Raw genomic sequence first — 10,318 nt, 5'->3', positions numbered from 1 at the left:
GGCAGCGTCAGATGTGTATAAGAGACAGGCCCAGGGCACGGATTCTGGTGAGCCAGCTCATTGCCCGGCCCGCAGGTCATCGAGGATGGCGACTTGGTCGTTCAGCATTCCGGTCAGGGCCTTGCGCGCGACGGTGAGTAGCTCGGTGATCACCGGTGAGGCGATGGAGTAGACCACCGTGTTGCCGTCTTTGGCGGCTGTTACGACGCCGGCGCGGCGCAGTACGCCCAACTGCTGGGACAGATTCGATGCCTCGAGCCCGATCTCGGGAAGCAGCTCACCGACGGTGTGGTCGCGTTCGGCGAGCAGTTCCAGGACTCGGATCCGGGCGGGGTGCCCGAGAGTCTTGAAGAACTCGGCTTTCACCTGGTGGAGCGAATTCGGCACAGCGAAGACCATAGCAACGAAAGCATCAATTGAAAAATTCTTCATATATTGTGACGGTTGGGGCCGGTGTCGCCACCCCGGGCTCTGTTTGACCGTTCCGGTAGGGCAGGATGACAATGCCGTCGCGGACGATTCCCGCGATGGCGCTGTCATATGCGTGCAGCCCGGAGGAGCCTGATGACGGAGCCGACGAGTACCGACGGAAGCCGGCCGGCCGGCCGCCCCCATTACTCCCGGGTGCTGCTCAAACTCGGTGGGGAGATGTTCGGCGGCGGGCAGGTCGGGCTCGATCCCGACGTCGTCGCCCAGGTCGCCCGCCAGATCGCCGAAGTGGTCCGCGACGGCGTGCAGGTCGCGGTCGTCATCGGCGGCGGCAACTTCTTCCGCGGCGCCCAGTTGCAGGAGCGCGGTATGGAGCGGATGCGCTCGGACTACATGGGCATGCTCGGCACCGTGATGAACAGCCTTGCGCTGCAAGATTTTCTGGTCAAGGAAGGCATCGACACCCGCGTCCAGACCGCGATCACCATGGGCCAGGTCGCCGAGCCCTACATCCCGCTGCGGGCACAACGACACCTGGAGAAGGGCCGAGTGGTGATCTTCGGCGCTGGTATGGGCCTGCCGTACTTCTCCACCGACACCACCGCAGCGCAGCGCGCGCTGGAGATCGGCGCCCAGGTGGTGCTGATGGCCAAGGCGGTCGACGGCATTTTCACCGCCGACCCCCGAACCGATCCCGACGCCCATCTGCTGACTTCGGTCACCCATCGCGAGGTCATCGACCGGGGGCTGAAGGTGGCCGATGCCACCGCGTTCAGTCTGTGCATGGACAATGGCATGCCGATCCTGGTGTTCAACCTGTTGACCGATGGAAATATCGCCCGGGCGGTCGCGGGTGAGAAGATCGGAACACTGGTCACCAGCTGAAGGGCGCAGGGCATATGACCGCCGGCGGCGACGGCGCTACAGCGAAGCGATAACAAGGAGCGGGGCACATGATCGACGACGCTCTCTTCGATGCCGAAGAGAAAATGGAAAAGGCCGTGTCGGTGGCCCGCGACGACCTCTCGACCATCCGCACCGGCCGGGCCAACCCGGGGATGTTCTCGCGGATCGTCATCGACTACTACGGGTCGACCACCCCGATCACTCAGCTGTGCAGCATCAACGTGCCCGAGGCACGACTGGTGGTGATCAAGCCCTACGAGGCATCACAGTTGGGGGCCATCGAGACCGCGATCCGCAACTCCGACCTCGGCCTGAACCCCAGCAACGATGGTTCGCTGATTCGGGTGTCGGTTCCGCAGCTCACCGAGGAGCGACGCAAGGAACTGGTCAAGCAGGCCAAGGCGAAGGGGGAGGACGCCAAGGTCTCGGTGCGCAACATCCGCCGCAAGGCGATGGAAGAGTTGCACCGCATCCGCAAAGACGGCGACGCCGGCGAAGACGAGGTCGGCCGGGCGGAGAAGGACCTGGACCGCTCCACCCAGCAATACGTGACCCAGATCGACGAGCTGGTCAAGCACAAAGAAGGCGAGTTGCTGGAGGTCTAGCGGCCGTTCAGCAGGCACAACCGTGGCAGACCAAGACACCGGCGTAGACGCCGCGGATTCGCAGCCGAAACAGTCGCGAGCCGGACGCAACCTTCCCGCGGCTATCGCCGTGGGCGCCGTGCTGAGCGGAACGCTGGTCTACACCCTGCTGTTCGCCCCCCGTTTCTGGGTGCTGATTCTGGCCGTGGCCGCCCCGGTGGCCACCCATGAGATCGTTCGGCGGCTGCGTGAGGTCGGCTACGACGTGCCGTTCATCCCGCTGGCCCTGGGCGGCCAGGCGATGCTGTGGCTGTCGCTGCCGTTCGGGGCCCGGGGAGTGCTGGGCGCCTTCGGTGCCACGGTGGTGATCTGCATGATCTGGCGGCTGGTCGGTCAGGGGCTGGACCAGACCCCGGTCAACTACCTGCGCGACATGTCGGCGATGATCCTGATCGCGGTCTGGGTGCCGCTGTGCATGAGCTTCGCGGCCCTGCTGGTCTTCCGGGATGACGGCCCCGGTCGGGTGCTGTGCCTGCTGTTCCCGGTGGTCTTCTCCGACATCGGCGGCTACGCCGTCGGTGTGCTGTTCGGCAAGCACCCAATGGCGCCGGCGATCAGCCCGAAGAAGTCCTGGGAGGGCCTCGCGGGGTCGCTGGTGCTCGGCGTTACCGCGGCGGTGTTCGCGGTGACGGTGTTCCTCGACAGGCCGTGGTGGGTCGGGCTGCCGCTGGGGCTGCTGCTCGTGCTCACCGGGGTTTTCGGCGACCTCATCGAATCGCAGGTCAAGCGCGACCTGGGCATCAAGGACATGGGACGGCTGCTGCCGGGCCACGGCGGGATCATGGATCGGCTCGACGCATTGCTGCCGTCGGCCGTGGTGACCTGGATCGTGCTGACCGTTCTGCCCTGAGTCACCGGCATACTGGAACCGATCATGACGCAACAGCTGGTGTTCACCGCGCCGCGGCGGGCTCTTCCGCCGCGACATCTGGCAGACCTCGACGCCGAAGGTGTGGTGGCCGCGGTCGCCGCGCTGGGGTTGCCGGCATTTCGTGCCAAGCAGCTGGCGAACCAGTACTACGGCCGGCTGATCGCCGATCCGCAGCAGATGACCGACCTGCCCGCTGCGGTGCGTTCCTCGGTGGCCGACGCGCTGTTCCCCACCCTGCTGACCGCGTCCAGCGAGATCGAATGCGACGCCGGTGAGACCCGCAAGACGCTGTGGAGCGCCCACGACAACACCAAGTTCGAATCGGTGCTGATGCGCTATCCGCGCCGCAACACCGTGTGCATCTCTTCACAGGCCGGCTGCGGCATGGCGTGCCCGTTCTGTGCGACCGGCCAGGCCGGACTCACCCGAAACCTGTCCACCGCAGAGATTCTCGAGCAGGTACGGGCGGCCTCGCTCGAACTCCGCGACAGAGACCACGGCCGGCTCTCCAACATCGTGTTCATGGGGATGGGGGAGCCGCTGGCCAACTACGCCCGGGTGGTGGCCGCGGTGCGGCGCATCACCGAGCCGGCGCCCAACGGTTTCGGCATCTCGGCGCGGTCGGTGACGGTGTCCACGGTGGGTCTGGCCCCGGCCATCCGCAAGCTTGCCGACGAGCGGCTCGGGGTGACGCTCGCACTCTCGTTGCACACGCCCGATGACGAGCTGCGCGACACCCTGGTGCCGGTCAACAACCGGTGGAAGGTCTCCGAAGCCCTCGACGCCGCCCGCTACTACGCCGACGTCACCGGCCGGCGGGTGTCAGTGGAATACGCGTTGATTCGCGACGTCAACGACCAGCCGTGGCGCGCCGATCTGTTGGGCAAGAAGCTGCATAAGGCGCTGGGACCGCTGGTGCACGTCAACCTGATCCCGCTCAACCCCACACCCGGCAGCGAATGGGACGCCAGTCCTAAGCCGGTGGAGCGGGAGTTCGTCCGGCGAGTTCGGGCCCAAGGCGTGGAATGCACGGTCCGAGATACCCGCGGCCGCGAAATCGCAGCGGCGTGTGGGCAGTTGGCGGCGGAAAGCGACTAGCCCTACTTCATCGAAACCGACGTTTACAGGCGTCGTCTCGCAGTTCTGCTGCGAAACGTCGGTTTCGGCGCTCAGCCGGACGCGTTAGCGCAGCCGGCCGCGGTTACGCAGGACGATGTCGCGCACCACGACGAACAGCGTCAGCGCGGCGAAGCCCAGCAGGAAGTAGTCCTCGACGTGACCGATGTGGTTGCCGCGCAGCATGAGCAGCAAGAAGCCGACGATACCGAAGCCGACGATGTGCCAGGTGCGGTAGTTGATGGCACTCCAACCCCACGCCGCAGACGGCACCTCGACAGGGTCAACCCCGGTGTGGCGCTCCACCTCGGTACCGGCCACTTCGACTCCTTAAGTTCGCCCCTGCAACTACTACTGCGCGACATTCTGACATATCGCGACCGAGCCACCTACCGTGGACGCCATGGCCGGGGACGTCGCAGAAGTCTCGCCGATCTGGGAATTCACGATGGCATCGCCCCGCATCGCGCCGGGTGTCACGTCGATGGTGGGCTACCGCGCACTGGACGTACCCGATGCCGTGCACCGGGGGATGCCGTCGTCGACGTTGACGTTCATCGTCAGCCTCGACGAGGGAGTGGAAGCCGCCGACACGGCTGAGGCGCTGCGGGCAGCCCGGCCGAATCCGATCATTCTCGGCGGGTTGCACGTGCGGGCCAGCCACGTGCGACAGCGCCGCGGCCAGGCCGGCGTGCAGGTCGCGGTGCACCCGCTGGCCTCGCGAGCGTTGTTCGGGATGCCCAGCGTCGAGTTGAGCGTGACCGAGTTCGACGCGGTACCGGTGTTGGGCCGCGGCGCGGTGGATCTGCAGGAGCAGCTCGCCATCGCACGGTCCTGGCCGGACGCGTTCGGACTGGTGTCGACGTACCTGGTGGCCCAGCAGCGCCGCCACGCCGCCACCGTGCGCCCCGAGGTCACCTACGCCTGGCAGCTGTTGCAGCGCAGCCGGGGGAGGGCGTCGATCACGGGCATTGCCGAACAGGTCGGGCTGAGCCAGCGGCATCTGAGCACGCTGTTTCGTCGCGAGGTCGGCCACACTCCGAAAGCCGTGGCGATGCTGATGCGCTTCGAATACGCGACCGCCCGGATGGCGGACGACGCTCGCCGGCACGGGCGGGTCGACTTGGCGGGCATCGCGGTCGCTGCCGGCTACGCCGATCAGGCCCATCTGACTCGCGAATTCGTGCGCTACGCCGGGGTTTCGCCCGCGGCTTGGCTGGCCGAGGAGTTCCAAAACATTCAAGACGGCGGTCACGCCCCACGGGCAGAGTGGAGTCATGACGCATCAGAATCCGACCGTCTGGTTGACCCTGCAAGCGCATGACGCGCGCAAACTCATCGACTACTACGTCGACACCTTCGGCTTCGTCGTCGCGGCCCGTCACGGCGATGACGGCGAGACCGTCGCTCATGCCGAACTGCGCTGGCCACAGGGCGTCGGCGGCATCATGCTCGGCAGCTACAAGCCCGGTAATGACTGGTGCCGCGAACCCGGCACCGCGGGTGGTTTCGTGGTCACCGACGATCCTGACGGCCTCTACCAGCGGGTCCTGGACCGGCAGGCCGACGTGATCCGGCCGCTGACCGACACCGACTACGGCGCTCGCGAGTTCGCTGTCCGCGACCCGGAAGGCAACCTGTGGAGCTTCGGCAACTACGCGGGAGCACAATAGGTGGGTGAGCACGGGCCGTCGGATCAAAGTTCTGCTGTTGGGTTCGACCGGCTCGATCGGCACCCAGGCTCTGCAGGTCGTCGCGGCGAACCCGGACCGCTTCGAGATCGTCGGGCTGGCCGCCGGAGGCGGTAACGCAGCGCTGCTGGCCGACCAGCGCGCCGAGACCGGGGTGGCCAACATCGCCGTCGCCGACGCCCAGGTCGGCGAAGCACTCGAGGCTCCCTACTGCGGGCCCGATGCGGTCACCCGCTTGGTGTACGACACCGAGGCGGACGTGGTGCTCAATGCCCTGGTCGGCGCGCTCGGACTGCGGCCCACGCTGGCCGCGCTGGAGACCGGTGCCCGGCTGGCCCTGGCCAACAAGGAGTCCCTGATCGCCGGCGGCCCGCTGGTCCTGGCGGCAGCCGACCCGGGGCAGATCGTGCCGGTGGACTCCGAGCACTCCGCGCTGGCGCAATGCCTTCGCGGCGGGACCCCCGACGAGGTGGCCAGGTTGGTGCTCACCGCTTCGGGCGGGCCGTTCCGCGGCTGGAGCGCAGCGGATCTTCAGCACGTCACACCCGAGCAGGCCGGGGCGCATCCGACCTGGTCGATGGGTCCGATGAACACCCTGAACTCGGCCTCGCTGGTGAACAAGGGACTCGAACTCATCGAAACCCACCTGCTGTTCGGCGTGCCCTACGATCGCATCGACGTCGTCGTACACCCGCAGTCGATCGTGCATTCCATGGTCACCTTCACCGACGGATCGACGATCGCGCAGGCCAGCCCGCCGGACATGCGTCTACCGATCGCACTGGCGCTGGGCTGGCCGGCGCGGGTTCCCGGCGCGGCCGCGGCCTGCGACTTCTCCACGGCTTCCACCTGGGAGTTCGAACCACTCGACGATGCCGTGTTCCCGGCGGTGCAGCTGGCCCGGCAGGCCGGTCAGACCGGGGGCTGCATGACCGCGGTCTACAACGCCGCGAACGAAGAAGCCGCCGAAGCCTTCCTCGGCGGCCGGATCGGTTTCCCGGCGATCGTGGCCACCATCGCCGAGGTGCTGGGCGTCGCCGACCAGTGGGCCGCGCAACCCGCTACCGTGGATGAGGTACTCGATGCGCAGCGCTGGGCCAAGGAACGCGCGGCTCGCGCCGTCGAGGCGATAGCTACGAGAAAGGTCGGAATCACCCGATGATGTTCGCGGTCGGCATCGCGCTGTTCGCGCTGGCCATCCTGGTCTCGGTGGCGCTGCATGAATGCGGCCACATGTGGGTGGCGCGCGCCACCGGCATGAAGGTGCGCCGTTACTTCGTCGGCTTCGGAACCACGTTGTGGTCGACTCGCCGCGGTGGGACCGAATACGGCCTCAAGGCGATCCCGGCCGGCGGCTTCTGCGACATCGCGGGCATGACCGCGGTGGAGGAACTGGCGCCCGACGAGGTCGACCGCGCCATGTACAAGCAGAAGACGTGGAAGCGGGTGGCTGTGCTGGCCGCCGGCCCCGCCATGAACTTCATCATCGGCCTGGTGCTGGTCTACAGCATCGCAGTGATCTGGGGTCTACCCAACCTGCACGCTCCCACCACCGCCGTCATCGGCGAAACGGCTTGTGTGGCACCCGAAGTCGTCAAGGGGGAGCTGGCCGACTGCTCTGGCCCCGGCCCCGCCGCGCTGGCCGGCATCGAGTCCGGCGATGTGGTGGTCAAGGTCGGTGACACGCCGGTGTCGACCTTCGAGGAGATGGCCACCGCGGTGCGCAAACAGCGCGGCACCACGCCGATCGTGGTCGAGCGCGACGGCCGCACTCTCACCAAGTACGTCGACGTGACCCCCACCCAGCGCTGGATCTCCGACGGCGCGGACCGCGAGGCCGTCCCCAGCACGGTCGGCGCGATCGGGGTGGGCGCCGCCCAATTCGGGCCGACCAAGTACAACCCGGTCACCGCGGTGCCGGCCACCTTCGGCTTCAGCGGCGACCTGTCGGTGCTGCTGGGCAAGTCGCTGGCCAACATCCCCTCCAAGGTCGGCGCGCTGGTGCATGCGATCGGCAACCCGCACGGGCAGCGTGACCCCGAGACCCCGATCAGTGTGGTGGGCGCGTCGATCATCGGCGGCGACACCGTCGACCACGGACTGTGGGTGGCGTTCTGGTTCTTCTTGGCGCAGCTGAACTTCATCCTGGGTGTGCTGAACTTGGTGCCGCTGCTGCCCTTCGACGGCGGGCACATCGCGATCGCGCTGTTTGAAAAGCTTCGCAACATGGTCCGGTCGGCCCGCGGGAAGGTCGCGGCAGCCCCGGTGAACTATCTGAAGCTGATGCCGGCCACTTACGTAGTCTTGGTGGTGGTGATGGGCTACATGCTGCTCACCGTGACCGCGGACTTGGTCAATCCGATCAGGCTGTTTTGATAGGAGCCCCCTCATGAGCGTCGGCCTAGGCATGCCGGCTGCACCTCCGCCCACCCTGGCGCCACGTCGTAAGACCCGCCAATTGAAGGTCGGCGGAGTCGGGGTGGGTAGCGACCATCCGATCGCGGTGCAGTCGATGTGCACCACCAAGACCCACGACATCAACACGACCCTGCAGCAGATCGCGGAGCTGACCGCTTCGGGTTGCGACATCGTGCGGGTGGCCTGCCCCCGCCAGGAGGACGCCGACGCGTTGGCCGAGATCGCCCGGCACAGCCAGATCCCGGTGATCGCCGACATCCATTTCCAGCCCAAGTACATCTTCGCCGCGATCGACGCCGGTTGTGCCGCGGTCCGGGTGAACCCGGGCAATATCAAGGAGTTCGACGGGCGGGTCGGCGAAGTGGCCAAGGCGGCCGGCGCCGCCGGCATCCCGATCCGAATCGGCGTCAATGCCGGTTCTTTGGACCAGCGGTTCTTGGCCAAATACGGCAAAGCCACCCCCGAAGCATTGGTGGAGTCCGCGCTGTGGGAAGCGTCGCTGTTCGAGGAGCACGGCTTCGGCGACATCAAGATCAGCGTCAAGCACAACGATCCGGTCGTGATGGTGGCCGCCTACGAACTGCTGGCCGAGCGCTGTGATTACCCGCTGCACCTGGGCGTCACCGAAGCCGGCCCGGCTTTCCAGGGCACCATCAAATCCGCCGTGGCGTTCGGCGCGCTGCTGTCGCGCGGCATCGGCGACACCATCCGGGTGTCGCTCTCGGCGCCGCCGGTGGAAGAAGTCAAGGTCGGCAACCAGATTCTGGAGTCGCTCAACCTGCGGCCCCGCGGTCTGGAGATCGTGTCGTGCCCCTCGTGCGGGCGGGCTCAGGTGGATGTCTACCGGTTGGCCAACGAGGTCACCGCCGGGCTGGAGGGGATCGACGTCCCGTTGCGGGTCGCGGTGATGGGTTGTGTGGTCAACGGCCCCGGCGAAGCGCGCGAGGCGGATCTGGGTGTGGCATCCGGCAACGGCAAGGGCCAGATCTTCGTCAAGGGCGAGGTGATCAAGACCGTTCCCGAGGCGCAGATCGTGGAGACCCTGATCGAGGAGGCCATGCGTCTGGCGGCCGAGATGCAGGATGGATCTCCCGGCGGTTCGCCCACCGTCGCCGTAAGCTGATCGCAGCCGGGTCGCCGTAGGCGCGCGGCAGTTGAGATCGCCAGAAAGAGTCACTATGTCGGCTCCGCCCGAGTTCCGTCTCGACCAGCGACGGGTGTCCGTCGCCCGTGACGCCGCTGCGGTCTGGCGGGTGCTCGAAGAGGATCCGATCGGTTCCTGCATGGTCGCCGCCCGGGTTGCCGATCACGGCATCGATCCCCGGTCGATCGGCGGGGAACTGTGGACACGCGGCGGCGTGGACGAATCCTTGTGTTACGCGGGCGCGAACCTGATCCCGCTGCGCGGCGCCCCGGCCGACCTCACCGCGTTCGCTGACAAGGCGGTGGGTGCGATCCGCCGCTGCTCGTCGCTAGTGGGCCGGGCTGAGTTGGTGTTGCCGATGTGGCAGCGCCTCGCCGATTCCTGGGGCCCGGCGCGTGACGTGCGTGAGAGCCAACCGCTGATGGCACTGCACACCATGCCCGCGTGCCCGATGGATGCCGAAGTGCGCCAAGTGCGTCCCGGCGAGCTCGATGCCTATCTGGTGGCCGCCGTCGACATGTTCATCGGCGAGGTCGGTGTGGATCCGCGGGCCGGCGACGGCGGCCGCGCCTACCGCCGGCGCGTGGCGAACCTCATCGCGTCGGGCCGGGCCTGGGCGCGCTTCGAGCGGGGCGAGGTGGTGTTCAAGGCCGAGGTGGGCTCCCAGTCACCGGCGGTGGCGCAGATCCAGGGCGTCTGGGTGCATCCGGACCGGCGCGGCCGCGGGCTGGGCGCCGGCGGCACCGCGATGCTGTCCGCGGTCATCGTCGGCACCGGGCGCATCGCCAGCCTCTACGTCAACGACTTCAACGCGGTGGCCCGGTCCACCTATGAGCGGGTGGGTTTCACTCAGGTCGGCACCTTCGCGACCGTGTTGCTCGACTGATCTCGGGATCTCTTCGTGTTCTTCGCCGAAACTGCGGCTGGCGCGGAGAAGTTCGAGTAGCGGACACGCCAACGACAGTCTCGGTGCGCCTCCGCGGGGCAACCGTTTCTGTTTCGTAACATCAGCCCCAATGACAACTGCAAGCTCATTCGTCACACGCGTCACGGGTCTGGTGGCCGTGGTGCTGACCGCGGCCGGCATGGCGGCCTGCAC

12 protein-coding genes are annotated in these 10,318 nt (G+C 67.3%); 10 read left to right on the top strand and 2 right to left on the bottom strand.

Going from position 1 to position 10,318, the window contains the following annotated elements:
• Nucleotides 1-57: 57 nt before the first annotated feature.
• Complete coding sequence (locus tag LI94_RS18175) at nt 58-387, bottom strand: metalloregulator ArsR/SmtB family transcription factor (RefSeq protein ID WP_024443202.1); 330 nt, start codon at nt 385-387, stop codon at nt 58-60.
• 177 nt (nt 388-564) lie between these two features.
• Here LI94_RS18175 and pyrH point away from each other — a divergent pair, with 177 nt between their 5' ends.
• The 4 genes from pyrH (at nt 565) to rlmN (ending at nt 3,948) form a co-directional block, all read left to right on the top strand.
• Nucleotides 565-1,314 carry a UMP kinase gene (gene pyrH / locus LI94_RS18170; RefSeq protein ID WP_024443201.1) on the top strand — a complete coding sequence of 250 codons (750 nt, stop codon included), beginning with the start codon at nt 565-567 and terminating at the stop codon, nt 1,312-1,314.
• A gap of 68 nt (nt 1,315-1,382) precedes the next feature.
• A complete protein-coding gene (frr, locus tag LI94_RS18165; RefSeq protein ID WP_024443200.1) occupies nt 1,383-1,940 on the top strand; it encodes a ribosome recycling factor in 558 nt (185 codons plus the stop codon).
• Nucleotides 1,941-1,962: 22 nt separating this feature from the next.
• Nucleotides 1,963-2,829 carry a phosphatidate cytidylyltransferase gene (locus LI94_RS18160; protein WP_024443199.1) on the top strand — a complete coding sequence of 289 codons (867 nt, stop codon included), beginning with the start codon at nt 1,963-1,965 and terminating at the stop codon, nt 2,827-2,829.
• A 24-nt stretch (nt 2,830-2,853) separates the two neighbouring features.
• The gene (gene rlmN / locus LI94_RS18155; RefSeq protein ID WP_046302070.1) at nt 2,854-3,948 is read left to right on the top strand and encodes a 23S rRNA (adenine(2503)-C(2))-methyltransferase RlmN; all 1,095 of its coding nucleotides are present in this window, start codon (nt 2,854-2,856) and stop codon (nt 3,946-3,948) included.
• Nucleotides 3,949-4,032: 84 nt separating this feature from the next.
• Here rlmN and LI94_RS18150 read toward each other — a convergent pair whose 3' ends face one another.
• Nucleotides 4,033-4,287, bottom strand: coding sequence for a DUF2631 domain-containing protein (locus LI94_RS18150; protein WP_024443197.1), 255 nt, complete (start codon nt 4,285-4,287; stop codon nt 4,033-4,035).
• 163 nt (nt 4,288-4,450) lie between these two features.
• Here LI94_RS18150 and LI94_RS18145 point away from each other — a divergent pair, with 163 nt between their 5' ends.
• Genes LI94_RS18145 through LI94_RS18120 form a run of 6 tightly spaced genes read left to right on the top strand, consistent with a single transcriptional unit; the run spans nt 4,451 to nt 10,105 of the window.
• Nucleotides 4,451-5,290 carry a helix-turn-helix transcriptional regulator gene (locus tag LI94_RS18145; RefSeq protein WP_046302071.1) on the top strand — a complete coding sequence of 280 codons (840 nt, stop codon included), beginning with the start codon at nt 4,451-4,453 and terminating at the stop codon, nt 5,288-5,290.
• The gene (locus LI94_RS18140; RefSeq protein WP_046302069.1) at nt 5,244-5,639 is read left to right on the top strand and encodes a VOC family protein; all 396 of its coding nucleotides are present in this window, start codon (nt 5,244-5,246) and stop codon (nt 5,637-5,639) included. The genes LI94_RS18145 and LI94_RS18140 overlap by 47 nt, the downstream gene beginning before the upstream one ends.
• A gap of 4 nt (nt 5,640-5,643) precedes the next feature.
• On the top strand, nt 5,644-6,819 hold the full coding sequence (dxr, locus tag LI94_RS18135) for a 1-deoxy-D-xylulose-5-phosphate reductoisomerase (protein WP_046302068.1): 1,176 nt from the start codon (nt 5,644-5,646) through the stop codon (nt 6,817-6,819).
• Nucleotides 6,816-8,033 (top strand): M50 family metallopeptidase, encoded by a 1,218-nt coding sequence (locus tag LI94_RS18130; RefSeq protein WP_046302067.1) that lies wholly within the window; start codon nt 6,816-6,818, stop codon nt 8,031-8,033. The genes dxr and LI94_RS18130 overlap by 4 nt, the downstream gene beginning before the upstream one ends.
• 13 nt (nt 8,034-8,046) lie before the next feature.
• On the top strand, nt 8,047-9,198 hold the full coding sequence (gene ispG, locus LI94_RS18125; RefSeq protein WP_024443192.1) for a flavodoxin-dependent (E)-4-hydroxy-3-methylbut-2-enyl-diphosphate synthase: 1,152 nt from the start codon (nt 8,047-8,049) through the stop codon (nt 9,196-9,198).
• Nucleotides 9,199-9,253: 55 nt separating this feature from the next.
• The gene (locus LI94_RS18120) at nt 9,254-10,105 is read left to right on the top strand and encodes a GNAT family N-acetyltransferase (RefSeq protein ID WP_024443191.1); all 852 of its coding nucleotides are present in this window, start codon (nt 9,254-9,256) and stop codon (nt 10,103-10,105) included.
• Nucleotides 10,106-10,318 lie beyond the last annotated feature (213 nt).

It is taken from the genome of Mycobacterium sp. UM_Kg27, from assembly GCF_000972905.1.
Taxonomy (GTDB): Bacteria; Actinomycetota; Actinomycetes; order Mycobacteriales; family Mycobacteriaceae; genus Mycobacterium.
Note: the sequence above shows the minus strand (reverse complement) of the source record. Positions and strands in the feature narration are given on the sequence as shown.

Coding starts and splice junctions, on each gene's coding strand:
- LI94_RS18120 (WP_024443191.1), top strand. CDS start 9,254: ATGTCGGCTCCGCCCGAGTTCCGTCTCGACCAGCGACGGGTGTCCGTC.
- pyrH (WP_024443201.1), top strand. CDS start 565: ATGACGGAGCCGACGAGTACCGACGGAAGCCGGCCGGCCGGCCGCCCC.
- LI94_RS18145 (WP_046302071.1), top strand. CDS start 4,451: ATGGTGGGCTACCGCGCACTGGACGTACCCGATGCCGTGCACCGGGGG.
- LI94_RS18140 (WP_046302069.1), top strand. CDS start 5,244: ATGACGCATCAGAATCCGACCGTCTGGTTGACCCTGCAAGCGCATGAC.
- frr (WP_024443200.1), top strand. CDS start 1,383: ATGATCGACGACGCTCTCTTCGATGCCGAAGAGAAAATGGAAAAGGCC.
- LI94_RS18130 (WP_046302067.1), top strand. CDS start 6,816: ATGATGTTCGCGGTCGGCATCGCGCTGTTCGCGCTGGCCATCCTGGTC.
- ispG (WP_024443192.1), top strand. CDS start 8,047: ATGAGCGTCGGCCTAGGCATGCCGGCTGCACCTCCGCCCACCCTGGCG.
- rlmN (WP_046302070.1), top strand. CDS start 2,854: ATGACGCAACAGCTGGTGTTCACCGCGCCGCGGCGGGCTCTTCCGCCG.